This is a genomic window from Flavobacterium sp. 9R, from assembly GCF_902506345.1.
Lineage (GTDB): Bacteria > Bacteroidota > Bacteroidia > Flavobacteriales > Flavobacteriaceae > Flavobacterium.
In genome coordinates this window covers 2,441,751-2,460,437 of sequence record NZ_LR733413.1, presented here as the reverse complement: position 1 = coordinate 2,460,437, position 18,687 = coordinate 2,441,751, and the positions used below count along the sequence as shown (strand labels likewise).

Annotated in this window: 16 protein-coding genes; 3 read left to right on the top strand and 13 right to left on the bottom strand. The window is 35.7% G+C overall.

Features of this window, described 5'->3' with window-relative positions:
- Nucleotides 1-60 precede the first annotated feature (60 nt).
- From FLAVO9AF_RS11060 to FLAVO9AF_RS11050, 3 genes are all read left to right on the top strand, one after another.
- Nucleotides 61-1,557, top strand: a complete 1,497-nt coding sequence (locus FLAVO9AF_RS11060; protein ID WP_159688432.1) for a cellulase family glycosylhydrolase — start codon at nt 61-63, stop codon at nt 1,555-1,557.
- 80 nt (nt 1,558-1,637) lie between these two features.
- Nucleotides 1,638-3,584 carry a sialate O-acetylesterase gene (locus FLAVO9AF_RS11055; protein ID WP_159688429.1) on the top strand — a complete coding sequence of 649 codons (1,947 nt, stop codon included), beginning with the start codon at nt 1,638-1,640 and terminating at the stop codon, nt 3,582-3,584.
- 82 nt (nt 3,585-3,666) lie between these two features.
- A complete protein-coding gene (locus FLAVO9AF_RS11050; RefSeq protein ID WP_159688427.1) occupies nt 3,667-6,060 on the top strand; it encodes a glycoside hydrolase N-terminal domain-containing protein in 2,394 nt (797 codons plus the stop codon).
- A 24-nt stretch (nt 6,061-6,084) separates the two neighbouring features.
- Here the strand turns inward: FLAVO9AF_RS11050 and FLAVO9AF_RS11045 are convergent, their stop codons facing one another.
- From FLAVO9AF_RS11045 to nuoF, 13 genes are all read right to left on the bottom strand, one after another.
- Nucleotides 6,085-7,071 (bottom strand): Gfo/Idh/MocA family protein, encoded by a 987-nt coding sequence (locus FLAVO9AF_RS11045; protein ID WP_159688424.1) that lies wholly within the window; start codon nt 7,069-7,071, stop codon nt 6,085-6,087.
- Between the two features lie 6 nt (nt 7,072-7,077).
- Nucleotides 7,078-7,785, bottom strand: coding sequence for a DsbA family protein (locus FLAVO9AF_RS11040; protein ID WP_159688422.1), 708 nt, complete (start codon nt 7,783-7,785; stop codon nt 7,078-7,080).
- A gap of 127 nt (nt 7,786-7,912) precedes the next feature.
- Complete coding sequence (locus tag FLAVO9AF_RS11035; RefSeq protein ID WP_159688419.1) at nt 7,913-9,280, bottom strand: NADH-quinone oxidoreductase subunit N; 1,368 nt, start codon at nt 9,278-9,280, stop codon at nt 7,913-7,915.
- 71 nt (nt 9,281-9,351) lie between these two features.
- Nucleotides 9,352-9,720: a four helix bundle protein gene (locus tag FLAVO9AF_RS11030; RefSeq protein WP_159688417.1), complete on the bottom strand. Its 369-nt coding sequence runs from the start codon at nt 9,718-9,720 to the stop codon at nt 9,352-9,354.
- 34 nt (nt 9,721-9,754) lie between these two features.
- Entirely contained in the window at nt 9,755-11,194 is a 1,440-nt protein-coding gene (locus FLAVO9AF_RS11025) for a NuoM family protein (RefSeq protein ID WP_159688414.1), read from the bottom strand.
- A 12-nt stretch (nt 11,195-11,206) separates the two neighbouring features.
- Nucleotides 11,207-13,090 (bottom strand): NADH-quinone oxidoreductase subunit L, encoded by a 1,884-nt coding sequence (gene nuoL / locus FLAVO9AF_RS11020; protein ID WP_159688411.1) that lies wholly within the window; start codon nt 13,088-13,090, stop codon nt 11,207-11,209.
- Between the two features lie 6 nt (nt 13,091-13,096).
- Nucleotides 13,097-13,417, bottom strand: a complete 321-nt coding sequence (gene nuoK, locus FLAVO9AF_RS11015) for an NADH-quinone oxidoreductase subunit NuoK (protein ID WP_064715342.1) — start codon at nt 13,415-13,417, stop codon at nt 13,097-13,099.
- Nucleotide 13,418: 1 nt separating this feature from the next.
- Complete coding sequence (locus FLAVO9AF_RS11010; protein ID WP_159688408.1) at nt 13,419-13,931, bottom strand: NADH-quinone oxidoreductase subunit J; 513 nt, start codon at nt 13,929-13,931, stop codon at nt 13,419-13,421.
- Nucleotides 13,931-14,476, bottom strand: coding sequence for an NADH-quinone oxidoreductase subunit I (locus FLAVO9AF_RS11005; RefSeq protein ID WP_064715344.1), 546 nt, complete (start codon nt 14,474-14,476; stop codon nt 13,931-13,933). The genes FLAVO9AF_RS11010 and FLAVO9AF_RS11005 overlap by 1 nt, the downstream gene beginning before the upstream one ends.
- A 110-nt stretch (nt 14,477-14,586) precedes the next feature.
- Complete coding sequence (nuoH, locus tag FLAVO9AF_RS11000) at nt 14,587-15,639, bottom strand: NADH-quinone oxidoreductase subunit NuoH (RefSeq protein ID WP_064715345.1); 1,053 nt, start codon at nt 15,637-15,639, stop codon at nt 14,587-14,589.
- Nucleotides 15,632-16,684: a 2Fe-2S iron-sulfur cluster-binding protein gene (locus FLAVO9AF_RS10995; protein WP_159688405.1), complete on the bottom strand. Its 1,053-nt coding sequence runs from the start codon at nt 16,682-16,684 to the stop codon at nt 15,632-15,634. The genes nuoH and FLAVO9AF_RS10995 overlap by 8 nt, the downstream gene beginning before the upstream one ends.
- 52 nt (nt 16,685-16,736) lie before the next feature.
- On the bottom strand, nt 16,737-17,309 hold the full coding sequence (locus tag FLAVO9AF_RS10990; RefSeq protein ID WP_159688402.1) for a hypothetical protein: 573 nt from the start codon (nt 17,307-17,309) through the stop codon (nt 16,737-16,739).
- A gap of 9 nt (nt 17,310-17,318) precedes the next feature.
- A complete protein-coding gene (gene nuoF, locus FLAVO9AF_RS10985; protein ID WP_159688399.1) occupies nt 17,319-18,686 on the bottom strand; it encodes an NADH-quinone oxidoreductase subunit NuoF in 1,368 nt (455 codons plus the stop codon).
- Nucleotide 18,687: the final 1 nt, after the last annotated feature.

Below are 18,687 nucleotides of genomic sequence, written 5' to 3'. Positions count from 1 at the left end.
CAAGAACAATAGAGATTATAAGGAGATAACACATAACCACTAATTAAAACTATAGAACATATGAAAAATAATTTTATAAAAACCCTATTTACTTTATTTGTATTCATAGGAATTTCTTGTAGCAAAGACGATGCAGAGCCTACACCTACCAATCCAACGCCTGCTGAGACAACAATAAATTCTAGTGCAACCAGTGTTTCAATTGCGGAATCTAGTAGAAGTGCAGCCATTACCATTACTATGACTGGTAAAGATTGGGCTGTTGTTTCTGACCAAGCTTGGTGTACGCTATCGGTTACAAGTTCTTCTTTGCAAAGTCAAGAAGTTACAATCAATGTTACCGCCAATACGACAACTTCAGCACGCCAAGCCATTCTTACTTTTGTAATGGATGGTAATGCGCAAAAAAATGTTAAGGTTACTGTAACCCAAGCGGCAAGTTTGAGTTTGTATCCTAGTTATAATACCAATCCAATTGCAGCAGATGCAACGGGAATGAGTAGTAATGCAACAGAATTAGCTAGTAAAATGAAGCTAGGCTGGAACATCGGAAACACGTTGGAAGCAACGGGTGGCGAAACAGCTTGGGGCAATCCTAAAGTGACCAAAGCTTTGATTGATTTTGTAAAAGCTAATGGTTTTAATGCCATTAGAATACCTTGTTCTTGGAATCAGTATTTGGCGAATAGCACGAATGCACAGATTAAAGCAGATTGGTTGGCCAGAGTAAAAGAAGTCGTGCAGTATTGTGTAGACAATGATATGTATGTAATCGTTAATATCCATTGGGATGGCGGTTGGTTAGAAAACAACTGTACTGAGGCTAAAAAAGTTGAAAACAATGCGAAGCAAAAAGCATTTTGGGAACAAATTGCCACACATTTGAGAGGTTTTGATGAGCATTTACTTTTTGCTAGTGCCAATGAACCAAACGTTGAAAATGCTACTCAAATGGCAGTTTTAAACTCTTACCACCAAACATTTATTGATGCTGTTCGTTCTACAGGTGGGAAAAATGCTTATCGTAATTTAATCATTCAAGGACCATCAACAGATATCGAAAAAACCAATAAGTTGATGACGACTTTACCTACAGACAAGGTAGCGAATCGTATGATGGCCGAAGTTCATTTTTATCCTTACCAATTTACGTTGATGACTAAAGATGAATCTTGGGGTAAAATGTTTTACTATTGGGGAGCAGGAAATCATTCTACTACCGATACGGACCGTAATCCAACTTGGGGAGAAGAAGCCGATATAGACAAGCTTTTCAAATCGATGAAAACACAATTTGTAGACAAAGGAATTCCTGTGATTCTTGGTGAGTTTGGTGCCATCAAACGTGATTTAACGGGAGATGCGTTGACTTTACACCTTAAATCAAGAGCTGATTTCCTTAAATATGTAGTGAAACAATCCAGAGCCAATGGTATGATTCCATTCTATTGGGATGCCGGTTTTATGGGCGTTAACACTATGACGATATTCAATCGTACTAATAATACTGTATACGATACGCAGGCTTTAACAGCTTTGCAAGACGGATTAAAATAATTTTGAATAGCTAAGTTGTTGAGAGTTTATGATTTGCTTAAAAGACTTTCAATGGCTTAGCTGTTTTTTAAATCAAAAAAATGAAAAAATATATCTTTTTTCTTTTCTTCATTGCAGGTATAGCTGTAAATGCCAATGTCCGTATGCCGCTAATTTTTGCTGATGGAATGGTATTGCAACGTAACAAACCAATACCCGTTTGGGGTTGGGCCGATGCCAATGAAAAAATAGAGGTTCATTTTAAGCAACAAACCAAAACCATCACTGCTGATGCAACGGGTAAATGGATGGTAAAATTAGACGCTGAAAAAGCAGGAGGACCTTTTGTACTTTCTATAAAGGGTAAAAACCAAATAGTTCTCAAGGATGTTCTGGTAGGAGAAGTGTGGATTTGTAGCGGACAATCCAATATGGAATTTCAAATGTACAAATTGCCCGATTTTGAAACTCAAAAAGCCCAAGCTACTAACGTGATGATTCGTCAGTTTTTAGTGGCTCAAGACTTGAGTGGAACTCCCAAAGAAGAGCTTAAAGAAGGAAAATGGACAAATGCTAATGCTGAAAACATAAAAGATTTTACCGCAGTTGGATACTTTTTTGCCCAAAAAATATATGCTGAGTTGAAAATTCCCATCGGAATTGTCAATACGTCTTGGGGCGGAACTTGTGTTGAAACTTGGACCAGTCGTGAAGCGTTGGCCAACAACAACGAATTTAAAAACAGTGTTGACCATATACCCCAAGTTAATATGGACGCTGTTTTTGAAACCTACAAGAAATCTCTTTTAGACAATATTCAAAAAGTTCAAGGTTTTGAGGTGTCTTTGAATAATGAAAATCAATTTAAGACATCAGATTTCAATGATTCCAAATGGCCAGAAATTAAAATTCCTTCATTATGGGAAAATCAACAAATTGGCAATATTGATGGTGTAGTTTGGATGCGAAAATCCATTGTGCTAACAGCACAGCAAGCCCAACAAGGAGCTGTTTTACACTTGTCCAAAATAGATGACGAAGATGTAACCTATGTCAATGGGGTTCAGGTTGGAACCAATAAACTCTGGGATGCTCCAAGAAAGTATTCGATTCCTTCTGGAGTTTTAAAAGAAGGCATAAATGTGATTGCAGTGCGAATTACCGATTATACAGGTGGTGGTGGAATTTACGGTGATGCCTCTGATTTAAAGTTAACTTTCAATGATTCTGAAATTAAAATCGACGGCGCTTGGAAGTTTAATGTCGTTCAAGTAAAAATTGCCATTTCACCCAATTCTTTCCCCTCGTTATTATACAATGCGATGGTCAACCCATTAATTCCGTATGCTTTTCAAGGGGTACTTTGGTATCAGGGCGAAGCCAATGTTTGGAGAGCTCATCAATATAAAAAAGCGTTCCCTTTACTGATTCAGGATTGGCGAACCCAATGGGGACAAGGTGATTTTCCGTTTTATTATGTACAACTGTCCACTTTTGATGAGTTTGGCGGCAACAGTAACAAAGGAAGTAGATGGGCAGAATTGCGCGAAGCTCAATCCGAAACCTTACACATTAAAAATACAGGAATGGCGGTTACTACTGATATAGGTAATGCGAAAGACATTCATCCAACCAATAAAAAAGACGTTGGTTTGCGTCTAGCAGCTATTGCTTTGAATAATTTGTATGGTCAAAAAGGAGTTTTTGGAGGTCCAATTTATAAAGCACAGCAAATAAAAGGGAATCAGATTGTTTTAACTTTCGATGCTATTGGTGGTGGACTTGCAACACCAAACAACGTTCCACTAAAAGGATTTGAAATTGCGGGTGCCGACAAAGTTTTTTATTCAGCCAAAGCTTTTATTAAAGACAATAAAATTATGGTGTCTACCGATGAGGTGCTAAATCCTGTTGCAGTTCGTTACGGTTGGGCAGACGATGACACCGAAGTCAATCTTTTCAATAAAGAAAAATTTCCAGCTTCCCCATTCCGAACTGATAATTGGGAATTGATTACTGCCAATGAAAAATATAAAATAAATCCATAACGCAACAGACGGGTTTTAACCCGTCTCAACGTTATATTTGGATGACCCGCATCAGCATAAATTCAGATAAAAATATTTCTTTATGAAATACACCTACATCATTTTTATTATTTTTTCTTTTTTTGAAAAAGGCCAAGCCCAGTCCAATCACATTTTGTGGTACAACCAACCTGCAGAATTTTTTGAGGAAAGTTTGGTTTTAGGTAACGGAAAAATTGGGGCTACCGTTTTTGGAGGCGTCCTTTCAGATAAGATTTATTTGAATGATATTACTCTTTGGTCAGGCGAACCTGTAAATGCCAATATGAACCCCGATGCTTACAAAAATATTACAGCAATCCGTGCAGCATTGGCACAAGAAAACTACCCTTTGGCCGAAGAATTAAACAAAAAAATACAAGGCAAAAATTCGGAATCTTTTGCTCCTTTGGGAACACTTGAAATTAATTTTCATCATACAGAGAAGGCAACTAACTATTATCGTGAATTGAATCTTGCGACTGCTACTTCCAAGGTTAGTTATGTTAGTCAGGGAGTAACATATACCCGTGAGTATTTTGTTTCTGCGCCACATCAAGCTTTGATTATCAAAATAAAATCCAGTCAAAAAGGGGCTTTAGAGTTTGATATCAACAGCAATAGTTTATTACAACATCAAACAATTTGCAACAATAGAATTTTGGAAATGAATGGTAACGCACCCATTCATGAAAATGCTGGGTACACAGTTCCTGCTTCATTCTTAACTCAAAAAGAGAGAGGAACGCGATTTACTTCTTTAATAAAAATAAAAAGTACGGATGGGGTACTAACAACTACCGATACAACTTTGGGGGTAAAAAATGCTACCGAAGCGATACTTTATGTATCTATCGCTACCAGCTTCAATGGTTTTGATAAAAATCCCGCTTCAGAAGGGCTAGATGCGCATAAAATTGCAACTAAAAAGTTGAATCAAGCTTTTGCTCTTTCATTCGATAAATTAAAGCAAGCACACGTTGCAGATTATCAAAAATTTTACCAACGAGTACAATTTGATTTAGGGAAAACTACGGCACCCAATTTACCAACAGACGAACGTTTATTGCGCTATGCTGATGGTGCAGAAGATAAAAATCTAGAAATTCTCTACTTTAATTATGGTCGTTATTTACTCATTAGTAGTTCGAGAACTCTAGGGGTTCCTGCTAATTTACAAGGCTTATGGAATCCTTACTTGAATCCACCTTGGAGCAGTAATTATACGATGAACATCAATCTTGAAGAAAATTATTGGTTGGCCGAAAACTGCAATTTATCTGAAATGCATTTGCCTTTATTGGGTTTTATCAAGAATCTTTCGGTAACTGGAAAAGTTACTGCCAAGACTTTTTACGGAATCAATGAAGGTTGGACAGCAGCTCATAATTCCGATATTTGGGCGATGTCAAATCCAGTTGGTCAATTCGGAAAAGAAGACCCAATGTGGGCTTGTTGGCCTTTGGCGGGTGCTTGGCTAAGTACTCATATTTGGGAGCACTATATTTTTACTCAAGACAAAAAATATCTAGAAAAGGATGGTTATCCATTGATGAAAGGAGCAGCACAGTTTTGTAAAGCGTGGTTGGTTTCAGATAAAAAGGGTAATTTAATTACTTCGCCTGCAACTTCACCTGAAAATCAATACAAGCTTGAAAATGGTTTTGTAGGAGCAACGCTTTATGGCGGAACTGCCGATTTGGCAATGATTCGAGAATGTTTTGATAAAACAATAAAAGCTTCAAAAGTCCTAAATATTGATGCCGATTTTAGAGCTCAGCTCGAAAGAGTTTTAGCGAGATTGCATCCTTATCAAATTGGCAAAAAGGGGAATTTACAAGAATGGTATTTTGATTGGGAGGATAAAGATTCTAAACATCGTCATCAATCGCATTTATTCGGATTGTTTCCTGGTAATCATATTACACCTTCCAAAACTCCTGAATTGGCTTTAGCTTGTAAAAATACTTTAGAGATTAAAGGCGATGAAACTACTGGTTGGTCCAAAGGCTGGAGGATTAATCTTTGGGCGAGACTTTGGGATGGTAATCGTGCTTACAAGATGTTTAGAGAACTGCTTCGATATGTAGATCCAGATGGAAAGAAAAGCGAAAAACCAAGGAGAGGAGGGGGAACTTATCCAAATTTATTTGATGCGCATCCACCTTTCCAAATTGATGGTAATTTTGGTGGTACTGCTGCTGTAGTCGAGATGTTGGTGCAATCTGATGAAAACGAGATAAGACTATTGCCGGCCTTACCCGATGCTTGGGAAACTGGAACTATCAAAGGAATCTGTGCCAGAGGAGGCTTCGAACTCGAAATGCATTGGGATAAAAAGAGACTTAGTAAGCTAATTATTTCAAGTAAATTGGGCGGAAAGTCTACTCTTATTTATGAGAATCAAACCAAAGTGATACAGCTAAAGAAGGGTGAAATTCAAGAGATTTTATGGTAAAAAAAGCGACAAGTGTCGCTTTTTTTATAATTCATTTCCAACAATTTGATCCATAACCCAGTTGGTATGAGTTGCTGTTGCTCCCGTTGAGGGATGTTGTGAACGACCTAATAAGTGCTCTCTCATTTGTTGCACGTGATACAATTGAATGTTTTCTGGGTGTGCTATTTCGTGTGCTGTTGTGCCTTCTGATGTTGTGATTAGAATAGGTTCGTTTTCAAAAACGGAAAAAGTAATAGTACCCTCGCTACCATAAATAGTAACTTTGTCTTCTCGTTTTAAAGTGCCAAAATTCCAACAACCACTTCCAGTTATACCTGATTGATGTAGCCAGCAAGCTGTTGCGGCATCTTTTGCGGTGTATAACCCTTGTTGGTTGAGACTAATTCCCGAAACATTAGTTATGGTTCCAAAATAGTGCACAAACAAATCCAATCCGTGACTGGCCAAATCATCAAAATAGCCTCCTGTAGCAATTTTACTATCGGTTCTCCAATTGTATTCTCCTGAAAGGTCTTGTGCTGAGGTGGGTTTGCTCAAATGCCAATGAAGGTGTCTAATTGTGCCAATTTTATTTGTGTTAATCCATTCTCTTATTTGCTCAAATCTTGGCAAGGTACGTCTGTAATAGGCAACAAATAATGGAATGTTTTTAAAGGCAAATGCTTCGGAGATGGCAACACAATCTTTATAGTTGGGCGCTAATGGTTTTTCTATACAACAGGGTTTTCCAGCTTCGGCTACTTTTAGACCATAATATTTGTGAACATCTGGAGGCGTTGCAATATAAACCGCATCTATTTCAGCGTCGTTGATTAGGGCATCAGCATCGGTGTAGTATTTGGCTATGCCGTGTCTTTTGGCATAATCAGCCGCTTTTTCTTCATCACGACGCATCACAGCTCCGATGGTAAATCCTTCTGTTTTTTGATAGGCGGGTCCACTTTTGATTTCGGTTACATTTCCGCAACCAATAATTCCCCAGCGGATTGTTTTATTTTTTATATCCATTGGTTTTTAATTGCATCCGTCTATGCCACAACAAGAATTATCTGCTTCCGTGTTGATGCTAGTGTTTTCTACTTCTTCCCAAATTTGTTTCAAGGCATTCAAAAAAGTTTCAGGATATTGCGCTCCTGAAACGGCATATTTATTATTCAGAACAAAAAATGGAACTCCTTGCACGCCTATGGCTTGTGCTTCTTGTTGGTCTTTTCTAACGGCATCACCAAACCTATCTGAGGAAAGAACTGAGTTTACGCTTTCCTCTTCCAATCCAACTTCTTTTCCTATAGCAGTTAGCACGGCAATGTTGTTGATGTCTAATCCGTCGGTAAGATAGGCTTTGAATAATAACTCTTTTAACGAATCAGCGAGTTCTTTCTCTTTGGCCAAATGCAACAAACGATGTGCATTATAGGAATTCGCCATTTTAGCTTTTTCAAAGTGAAAATCCAGACCAACGTTTTTAGCATTCTGTGTCATATCATCGAGCATCTGTTGTGCCCAATCGGTATCTTTTCTATATTTTTCTGCTAAATGTTCAACCAAACTATCTTCTTTTGAAGCAACGAAGTTGGCATCTAATTGGAAACTTTTCCACTCGATAGTTACGGCATTTTTAAATTCGAATTGTGCAATGGCTGATTCTAGTCTTCGTTTTCCGATGTAGCAAAATGGACACATAATATCAGACCAAATTTGTATGTTTATTATTGATGACATTTTATTTTATTTAGTGATACAAAAATAACTGATTTCAAAGCAAAGCTTCGTTTTTAAAGTTTATATTATAAAAAAAACCGTCTCAAAAGTACATTGGAGACGGTTGTAATTTATATTGAATTCGGTTTTAAATCAAATCCATTACTAGGGAAGGGAAAAGTCCTAACGCTATGTTTAATAACAATGAAAGAATGGCTACAGCATAAATCAAGAATGGTTTTCCAGTTCTAGATTCGTTTGGCTCTTTACTGTACATCGCTAAAATTAATTTGAAGTAATACCCCACACTTATGATAGAGTTGATTACGGCAACAATTACGACAACTAAGTAGCCAGCATCAATTGTTTGGTTGAATAAAGCCAATTTAGCGAAGAAACCAGAAAATATAGGAATTCCTGCCATTGACAATAATGAACCCGTTAAAACAGCTGCCAATAGCGGATTGGTTTTGCCTAAACCTTGGAAATTGGTAATGTCTTCGTTGTTTTGGTTTTTGCATACGTAAAGTAGCACGCTAAAAGCACCAATACCAGCCAAAGAATAAGCAGTAGCATAGTACAATAAACTTCCAGCAGAAGTTCCGATGCTTAACAAAGTCATAATCATAAAACCAGCGTGAGATATACCTGAAAAGGCCAACATACGTTTTACATTGCTTTGTTTTAATGCCATAATATTACCCACTGTCATTGAAGCAATAGAAATAATAACAATCACCAATTGGAAGTTATAATTTAAATCGGCATTCAAAGCCGATAGTAATTTGAAAAATGTAGCCATTGCCACAACTTTTGCTAACGTACTCATCGTCGCTGTAGTCATTGATGGAGAACCTTCATAAACATCTGGTGCCCAAAAATGGAAAGGTACAGCAGCAATTTTAAATAACATACCAATGCTCAATAAAATAATACCAATTGGGAACCATATTGGTAATTCAGCCGATTGAGACATTTGACTTATTTCTGAAACATCAAAGCTTCCCATAGCACCATAAACAAGGCAGATACCAAAAAGAATGATTCCAGAAGCAAATGAACCCATCAAAAAGTATTTCATACCTGCTTCATTGCTTTTTAAGTTCATTCGGTTACTTGCAGCAAGAATGTATAATGAAATAGATAAAACTTCAATGCCTAAGAAGAACATAGCTAAGTTTCCAAAAGAAACCATCGCAACAGCTCCTGATAATAAGAATATTTTTATGGCAACAAAATCAGATAATTTTGACTGATGATTTTCGTAAAAGTTATGGCTTAATGCCACTAAAAATATGGTAAGTACAATAAATAAACTCGAAAAAGTAACAGAGAAATTATTGACCGAAATCATATTGTTGTAATAAGAAGCAGGTGCATTGTAATCGGCAACGGTTAAGCCAAGTACACCTAATAATCCAATGATGGTTACAGGAATAATTGCTTTTCTGAAATCAAGAATTTCAAATAAAAGGCATAAAACACCTAATCCTATTATAGCTATTAATGTATTCATTTTTGATTTTTTGATTCAGGATTTTTGATTTAGGATTTAAAAGTAACACTTAATTCACCATCTCAAAAGCCCTATTTTTTACTGTTATTTTTTTCTTTTATTGTTTTTATGGCAGCTGAAAAAATTGATACTAATTCATTTGCTTCTTTTATTAGTGAATCTAATACTGTTTTATCACAAGGTACTTCTAAACCCTTTATAAATTCTAACCAAAACAAACTTTCATCTGCTTCTTCATCTACAATTTTTAGTTTGTTTAAAAAATCAGCATCTGATTTTCCTCTACAAACAGCTCTGTAATTCGCTGCAACTGATGATGATGATTTAAAAAGTTGAAAAGAGACTACATCATTTGCTTTTGTTTTCTCTAGACTCATTAAAAATTTAAAAACATCCAAAGCAAATTGTTTGGTTCTATTTTTAAGTTCCTCTTTTGTCATTTTTAAAAAATCCTAATTCCTAATTATTAAATTCCTAAATCTTATTGATTTGATTTAAAATTTCTTCTAGACTTGGTGTGATTAAGTCTGTAATTGGTTTTGGATACAATCCAAAAAAGAACAGTACAGCAACTATACTTAGTAACGTTATGGTTTCGCTTAATGAAAGAGGGTAAAACGTTTTGGTATTTGTTTCACCAAGCATAACATATTGAAACATCTTAAGCATATAATAAGCCCCAAAAATAATGGTTGTACCGCCCAAGATGGCAAACCAAATATTGATTTGAGACAAGCTATACAAAACTGTAAATTCCCCAACAAAGTTGAATGTAGTTGGTAAAGCAACAGAGGCCAAAACTAAAATTAAAAACAAAGAGGTAAATTTTGGTGCTAATGCACGAATGCCTCCCATTTCTGAAATGGCTCTTGTTTCATATCTTCTGTAAATGATTTCAGCAGCAAAGAAAAGACCTACCACTACAAATCCGTGAGCAATCATTTGCAAAACAGCACCTCTAAATCCATCGATGGTTAAAGTGTAAGCTCCAGCAGCGATTAAACCAACGTGAGCTAAGGAAGAATAAGCCAGTAACTTTTTTAAATCCTTTTGTCTTAGCGCTACAATTGAGCCATAAACAACACCAGCAATACCGATAGCGATAAAAATTGGCATATATTCTTTAGCTGCAATTCTAGATAGAGGCAATTGCCAACGCAGAACGCTGTATAATCCCATTTTTAGCATAATACCTGAAAGTAACATGGTACCAACAGTTGGTGCTTTTTGGTATACATTCGCTTGCCAAGTATGAAAAGGAATTAATGGTATTTTGATAGCATAAGCTCCGAAGAAAGCTAGGAAAATCCATTTTTGTTCAGAAGCAGTTAAGTTTAATTTATATAAATCTTCTAGTAAAAAGCTTCCCGCTTGTTGGTACATATAAACAAAGGCAACCAACATAAACAAGGAACCTGCAAGTGTATAGATAAAGAATTTAACTACTGTTTTTTTGCGTTCCTCAGCATCACCATTACCCCATACTAAAGCAATAAAGTAAATAGGTAATAAAGCTAATTCCCAAAAGATGTAGTACAATAGTCCGTCTGAAGCTAAAAACGTACCTACCATTGCAAAAGCCATAAACAAAACTAAGGCATAAAATGACTTGGCATTTTTTAGGTCATTTCCAAAAGAAGAATAAATAATTATAGGAGTTAATGCTGTAGTTAATAATAGCATTGCTAATGATAATCCATCTGCCTTTAGAGCAAAAACCACTTTAGGTTGATTAATCCAGTTCGCTATTAAACTAATGTTTTCACCTGCATTATACTGATTCAAAAGCACAATAGAGGCTCCAAATGTACCTAGTCCAAACAACAAGGCTACCTTTGAAGCGAGTTTGTCACCAGCCAAATAAGTGACTAAAGCGCCAATTAAAAGTAATAGTAATATAAGAGATACGTTCATAGTATGTGTGTATTATTGTGCTAAAAATAAAAAGGAAATAATCGCGCAAAGCCCCAAAACAAAAGCAAAAAGGTATAAACCTACACTTCCATTTTGTACTTTTCTTCCATAAAATCCTAATTCGTTAGTTACTTTTCCAAGACCAAAAACAAAGCTAGAGATACCTGTTTCAACATAATCTCTAAAGAAGCGAGACAAAGTATTAGTTGTTTTTACAAAAAGCGTATCATACAACTCATCAACATAATATTTGTTGTATACGACTTTTGTAAATCCAGTGATTTCAGCATCCGCTGGCGGTACTGTATCATTTTTGATGTATTTGAAGTAAGCAATTGCAATACCTACAATTCCTCCAATCACTGCAATAGCCATTAATGCATATTCTGTTGTACCTAAATGATGTTCAGCAGTTGCTAATTTAGGTAGTATCGGAATTAAATAATGGTTCAACCAGCTATTTCCAGGTAAGCTTATCAATCCACCAAAAGTGGCCAAAATTGCTAAAATAATCAAAGGCACAGTAATCAAGGCTGGACTTTCGTGTAAGTGATGTTTTTGTTCTTCGGTTCCTCTAAACTCTTTGAAGAAAGTTAAGAAAAGCAAACGGAACATATAAAAAGCAGTCATAATAGACGCCACAGAACCAATTACCCATAAAGGAATGTTGTGGTGAAAAGCAGTTAACAAAATCTCATCTTTAGAGAAAAACCCTGAAAACAAAGGAACACCTGAAATTGCTAGAGAAGACACCAACATAGTGATGAAAGTTACTGGCATAACTTTACGTAAACCACCCATATTGCGCATGTCTTGTTCCCCGTGTAAAGCATGAATTACAGAACCAGAACCTAAGAACAAACAAGCTTTGAAAAAAGCATGAGTGATAACATGGAAAACGGCTACTTCATAAGCACCTAATCCCAAAGCCAAGAACATTAATCCCAATTGAGAAACGGTAGAATATGCCAATACTTTTTTGATATCATTTTGTGCTAATCCAATAGTTGCGGCTACAAGAGAAGTTATAGCACCCACTATTGCAATGATGTTTTGAACGTCTGGGGCTAAATCAAAGATGAAATTCAAACGAGTAATCATAAAGATACCCGCAGTTACCATCGTTGCAGCGTGAATCAAAGCCGAAACTGGTGTTGGTCCAGCCATCGCATCAGGTAACCAAGTGTACAACGGAATTTGTGCCGATTTACCACAAGCTCCAATAAATAAAGAAAATGCAGCTACTGCAACAGCGTATAAGTTAAGCTCTGAAGCACCAGAAATAATAGTTTTCAAAGAAGTGTAATCTAAAGTATTGAATTGTCTTCCTAAAATGAAGATACCAATCAATAACCCTAAGTCACCAATTCTGTTCATAATGAAAGCTTTTTTGGCAGCATCATTATAGTCTTGATTTTTATACCAAAAACCAATAAGTAAGTAAGAGCAAAGTCCAACGCCTTCCCATCCGATGAATAAAACCAATAAGTTACTTCCAATAACAAGAGTAATCATGAAAAACACAAACAGATTCAAATACGCAAAAAACTTGTGCATATTTTCATCATCATGCATATAACTAATAGAGTATAAGTGAATCAACGAACCAATACCCGTTACAAAAAGCAACCACAATACTGATAGTTGGTCAATTAAAAAACCTAAATCTATTTTAAATGTTCCTATCTGAATCCAATCAAATAATGAAATTTGTATCGCTTCTTTTGACGAAGAAACTGTACTGAAGAAAAAGCAAGTAGCGACAAACGATACTAAAACGGTCAAAGTTCCAAGAGCTCCCGAAACTGTTTTTCCTAAATTTTTTCCAAAAAACACATTGATTAAAAAGCCTACTAAAGGAGCTAGGACTAAGACTAATGCTATGTTGGTATTCATTTCCATTTATCCTTTTAAGTTTTTTAAATTATCGATACTAATCGACCCTAGATTTCTAAAAATAGAAACTAAAATCGCAAGTCCAACAGCTACTTCTGCTGCCGCTACCGCCATTGAGAAAAACACAAAAACTTGTCCTTGCGCATCTTGGTGATAAGTGGAGAAAGCTACAAAAAGTAAATTCACGGCATTCAACATAATCTCAATCGACATGAAAACAATGATGGCATTTCGTCTGTATAAAACTCCAAAGATGCCGATACAAAAAAGTATGACACTCAAAAAGATGTAGTTTTCGATCCCAATTTGGTTTAAAATATTATTCATCTTACTTTTCTAATTTTTCTTTTTTAGACAATAGAACCGTTCCTATCATAGCTGTCAATAACAAAATAGAGGCGAATTCAAACGGAACCATATATTCGTTTAATAGAATTTTACCCAAAACATTGATGGATTGGTAATCTTCACCAGTAGCTACATATTCTCCAACGATTGGTTTTGAATTGGTAAAAATTGCAATCAATACCAAGCATACTAAACAAAACGAAACAATGGCACCTAAACGTGTAATTCTTGGTTTATGTACTTCATCTTCCTTATTCAAATTCATTAACATGATTGTAAATAAGAACAAAATCATAATCGCACCAGAGTAAACAATGATATGAACTATGGCTAAAAATTGAGCATTCAATAATAAATAATGACCTGCAATCGAGAAGAAACAAATCACTAAGTAAATAGCACTGTGTATTGGATTTCGGCTAAAAACCGTTAGAAAGGCACTGGCCAATGTAATAAAGCCTAACAGGCAAAAAACGATGAGTACTGTAGACATTAGTTAGCGTTTTGAAGTTGAGTATTTTTAATCGCCATTTCTAAAGGCATTACCAATTTATCTTTTCCAAAAATAAAGTCTTCTCTATCGTAATTAGCAGGAACTAATTCTTTTGAAATAGTTAAATAAATAGCATCTTTAGGACAAGCCTCTTCGCACAAACCACAGAAAATACAACGCAACATATTGATTTCGTAGATTTCGGCATATTTTTCTTCGCGATACAAGTGTTTTTCATCTGCCTTACGCTCAGCTGCTTTCATCGTAATGGCTTCAGCAGGACATGACAACGCACATAATCCACACGCAGTACAGTTTTCTCTACCTTGTTCATCTCTTTTCAACATGTGCTGTCCTCTATAAACTGGACTCATAGTACGCACTTGTTCTGGGTAATGAATTGTGGCTTTCTTTTTAAAGAAGTGTTGGATTGTAATGATTAAACCCTTTACAATCGCCACAAGATACATACGCTCCAAAAAGGTCATCTCCTTATTGGAAACCATCTTTTTTCTACCCGATAATGATATAGTTTCTATTGACATTTTTTCTTTTTATTTAAAGCTAATCCTGCTATCCGCTATATCTTTTGTTTTTTAAAGAAAAAAACAAAAGGATGCCGCTACTATCAGGGCTAGGGCTCTTCGTAATTAAATTAGAATCCTAAATAAGCAGCAATATCTGCTCTCAAAATAACAATTCCAGTAATGATAATATTGATAATCGAAAGTGGAATCAAAATTCTCCAACCTAAATGCATCAATTGGTCGTATCTAAATCTAGGGATTGTCCATCTTACCCACATATAGAAAAAGATGAATCCGAATATTTTTGCAAATAAAACAACTATTCCGATAATATTACCAATATTCACTCCCCAGTTTTCAACAGCATACGCCATTCCTGGATAATTATACCCACCAAAGAATAAAATAGATAATATAGTCGACGAGATAAACATATTAGCATATTCAGCAAATAAGTAGAATCCCATTTTCATAGAAGAATATTCCGTATGGTAACCACCAATCAATTCACTTTCACATTCTGGTAAGTCAAATGGCGTACGGTTACTTTCTGCAAATGCACAAATCAAAAAGATTAAGAACGATAAGGGTTGATAAAATACATTCCAATTCATTCCAGCTTGTTGAGCCGAAATTTCTCTTAAACTCAAAGTTCCTGTCATCATCAATAAAGCAATCATGGATAATCCCATAGCCACCTCGTATGATACCATTTGAGAAGCCGCACGAACAGCTCCCATCAATGAGAATTTATTATTAGAAGCCCATCCACCAATCATGATTCCGTATACCCCAATTGAAACTACTCCAAAAAAGTATAAAAGGCCAATATTAATATCTGTAGCTTGTAGTAAAATGTCTTTTCCAAAAAGATGTAAACGGTCGCCCCAAGGAATAACAGCACTTGTCATTAAAGCAGTTCCCATTGCAATACCAGGACCTACAAAAAACAAAAAGCGGTTTGGCGTGTTAGGCTCAAACTCTTCTTTTGCAAAAAGTTTCAAACCATCTGCCAAAGGTTGAAATAAACCACCCCATCCAGCTCTGTTTGGTCCTACACGGTCTTGTAAAAATGCTGCAACTTTACGTTCTGCCCATGTAGAATACATAGCAACAAGCATAGTAATTGCAAATACTACTACGATTACAACACTTTTTTCTATTATAAAAGTACTATCCATTTTTGTTCGAATCTATTAAGTTGCCATCAATTTTTTCATTGTAATCAATCTCAGCCATACTGATTTTTTTACGGTCTTGAGCTCTACCTAATAAGATATTTTCTTCTGTATCGATGATTACTTTTTCTGTTTTGGTGTAATTGTTTTGGTTGATAACAGAATCTTTTTCAAAAACTCTTGGTCCTTCAATTACCCAATCATTTACATCTTTCTTATCAAAACGACAAGTGTTACAAATGAACTCTTCTACTTCGTGGTACTCGTCTTTTCTTCCAGTTACACGTTGAATTTCGCCACCAAACATCCAAACGGTAGTTTTACCACAACATCCTGGAGTAGTACATTCTCTATGTGCATTATAAGGTTTGTTAAACCAAACTCTCGATTTGAAACGGAAGGTTTTGTCAGTCAATGCTCCAACAGGACATACATCAATCATATTTCCTGAGAATTCATTGTCAATCGCTTTAGAAATACAAGTAGAGATATTAGCATGGTCTCCTCTGTCTAATACACCGTGTACGCGATTGTCTGTTAGTTGGTCGGCAACTTGTACACATCTTTGGCACAAAATGCAACGATTCATATGTAGTTGAATATTTGGACCAATATTTTCAGGTTCAAATGTTCTTTTTTCTTCAATATAACGAGTTTGAGATTTCCCGTGTTCAAAGCTTAAGTTCTGTAAATCACATTCTCCTGCTTGGTCACATATTGGACAATCTAATGGATGGTTGATGAGTAAAAACTCCGTTACTGCTTTTCTAGCTTCGGTAACTCTTTCAGAAGATTTGCTGTTTACTTCCATTCCGTCCATACAGCCTGTTACACAAGAGGCCATTAATTTTGGCATTGGTCTTGGGTCAGCTTCACTTCCTTTGGATACTTCAACTAAACAACAACGGCATTTACCACCGCTTCCTTTTAGTTTAGAATAATAACACATCGCTGGTGGAACTACATCTCCACCAATCATACGAGCGGCTTGTAGGATGGTTGTTCCTGGTTCTACTTCTATCGACTGACCGTCTATTGTTACTTTCATTTTTTATACTTTATTTCAAATCTCTATATGGAATTGATATTCTTTTTAAATGTTACTTTGTAAAGTACTCATTGTACAATTTCAAAACTTCTGTAATTTGATCTATTTTATAATAATTATTTGAATCCATCCATTTTTTATATAACTCAGGATAGTCTATTATTAATTCTCCAAAAGTCTTTCTTCTGCTAAATCCGTCTATGCTAACAAGTTTGTTTTCTTTTAGAATAAAAGGCTTCTCATAAGGAAATCCTCCTGAAAGATTAGCTTTATACAAAACGTAATATGATAAACGACCTACAATTATTTCATGATAAAAATGTTCATAATTGTCTGCTTTTAGGCTTACAAATTTATAATCTCCTTGTTTTGGACCTGTAATAAACACAGTCTTCAATTCCGAAGGTTTATATTTTACTTTTTCACCATTTTCTTTAAAAATTTTTGCTCTATTGCTTATTCCTGAATCATAAAATAGGGTTTTATCAAAAATATTCATTTCTAATGAAAATTTACACTTAATAGTATCGTTTGAATTTGTAACAACATAACCATTAAATCTTTGTTGAGCATAACTATTTAAACTAATAATTAAAGTTATAATAATTACTAAATTTTTTTTCATAGTAAAACTTTAGATTGTTACTTTACCAACTAAGTGTTTAACCTGTTCGAATGGTTCAGCAACAAAATGATCTCTGTTTTTTATTTTTTCTGGGAAACGAATATGGTATTCAAATTCGTCTCTAAAATGGCGAATAGCCGCAGCTACTGGCCATGAAGCCGCATCACCTAATGGACAAATAGTGTTTCCTTCGATTTTACTCTGAATACTCAACAACAAATCAATATCTTCTTCGCGTCCGTGTCCGTTTTCGATACGGTGCAATACTTTTTCTAACCAACCAGTACCTTCACGGCAAGGTGTACATTGACCGCAACTTTCATGGTGATAGAAACGAGAGAAATTCCAAGTGTTTCTAACAATACAGCTAGTGTCATTATACACGATGAATCCACCAGAACCTAACATCGATCCCGTAGCAAAACCACCATCGCTCAATGACTCATAAGTCATCAATCGGTCTTCACCTGCAGCGGTTTTATAGATTAAGTTAGCTGGCAAAATTGGCACCGAACTTCCTCCTGGCACAAATGCTTTCAAAGGACGGTCAGAACTCATTCCTCCTAAATATTCATCAGAATTCATGAATTCGTATACGCTTAATCCTAGTTCTATTTCATAAACTCCTGGGTTTTTGATATGTCCAGAAGCGGAGATTAATTTGGTTCCTGTAGATCTTCCTACACCTATTTTAGCATAATCAGCTCCAGAATTGTTTACAATCCAAGGCACTGCAGCAATAGTTTCCACATTGTTAACTACGGTTGGATTAGCCCAAAGACCAGAAACCGCAGGGAAAGGTGGTTTGATACGTGGATTACCACGTTTTCCTTCTAAAGATTCGATAAGAGCAGTTTCTTCTCCACAAATATAAGCTCCACCACCGCAGTGAACATGTAACTCTAAATCGTAACCTGTTCCTAATATATTTTTTCCTAACCATCCTGCAGCTTTTGCTTCAGCAATGGCTCTTTCTAAAATTTTGTAAACCCACATGTATTCACCACGAATGTAAATGTAAGAACGATTAGCGCCTAGTGCATAACTAGAAGTAATCATTCCTTCAATCAATAAATGCGGAATATATTCCATTAAGAAACGATCCTTAAAGGTTCCTGGTTCAGATTCGTCAGCATTACAAACTAAATGACGTGGTTTACCTGATTTTTTATCGATAAAACTCCACTTCATACCCGCTGGGAATCCTGCTCCACCACGACCTCTTAAACCAGACGTTTTTACTTCCTCTACTACTTCATCAGGTGTTAATGTTTTTAAAGCTTTCTCTACAGAAGCGTAGCCTCCATTTGCACGATAGACTTCGTAGGTTTTTATTCCTGGAATATTGATTTTGTCTAATAATATTTTTTGTGACATC

Coding starts and splice junctions, on each gene's coding strand:
- FLAVO9AF_RS11060 (WP_159688432.1), top strand. CDS start 61: ATGAAAAATAATTTTATAAAAACCCTATTTACTTTATTTGTATTCATA.
- FLAVO9AF_RS11055 (WP_159688429.1), top strand. CDS start 1,638: ATGAAAAAATATATCTTTTTTCTTTTCTTCATTGCAGGTATAGCTGTA.
- FLAVO9AF_RS11050 (WP_159688427.1), top strand. CDS start 3,667: ATGAAATACACCTACATCATTTTTATTATTTTTTCTTTTTTTGAAAAA.
- FLAVO9AF_RS11045 (WP_159688424.1), bottom strand. CDS start 7,071: ATGGATATAAAAAATAAAACAATCCGCTGGGGAATTATTGGTTGCGGA.
- FLAVO9AF_RS11040 (WP_159688422.1), bottom strand. CDS start 7,785: ATGTCATCAATAATAAACATACAAATTTGGTCTGATATTATGTGTCCA.
- FLAVO9AF_RS11035 (WP_159688419.1), bottom strand. CDS start 9,280: ATGAATACATTAATAGCTATAATAGGATTAGGTGTTTTATGCCTTTTA.
- FLAVO9AF_RS11030 (WP_159688417.1), bottom strand. CDS start 9,720: ATGACAAAAGAGGAACTTAAAAATAGAACCAAACAATTTGCTTTGGAT.
- FLAVO9AF_RS11025 (WP_159688414.1), bottom strand. CDS start 11,194: ATGAACGTATCTCTTATATTACTATTACTTTTAATTGGCGCTTTAGTC.
- nuoL (WP_159688411.1), bottom strand. CDS start 13,090: ATGAATACCAACATAGCATTAGTCTTAGTCCTAGCTCCTTTAGTAGGC.
- nuoK (WP_064715342.1), bottom strand. CDS start 13,417: ATGAATAATATTTTAAACCAAATTGGGATCGAAAACTACATCTTTTTG.
- FLAVO9AF_RS11010 (WP_159688408.1), bottom strand. CDS start 13,931: ATGTCTACAGTACTCATCGTTTTTTGCCTGTTAGGCTTTATTACATTG.
- FLAVO9AF_RS11005 (WP_064715344.1), bottom strand. CDS start 14,476: ATGTCAATAGAAACTATATCATTATCGGGTAGAAAAAAGATGGTTTCC.
- nuoH (WP_064715345.1), bottom strand. CDS start 15,639: ATGGATAGTACTTTTATAATAGAAAAAAGTGTTGTAATCGTAGTAGTA.
- FLAVO9AF_RS10995 (WP_159688405.1), bottom strand. CDS start 16,684: ATGAAAGTAACAATAGACGGTCAGTCGATAGAAGTAGAACCAGGAACA.
- FLAVO9AF_RS10990 (WP_159688402.1), bottom strand. CDS start 17,309: ATGAAAAAAAATTTAGTAATTATTATAACTTTAATTATTAGTTTAAAT.
- nuoF (WP_159688399.1), bottom strand. CDS start 18,686: ATGTCACAAAAAATATTATTAGACAAAATCAATATTCCAGGAATAAAA.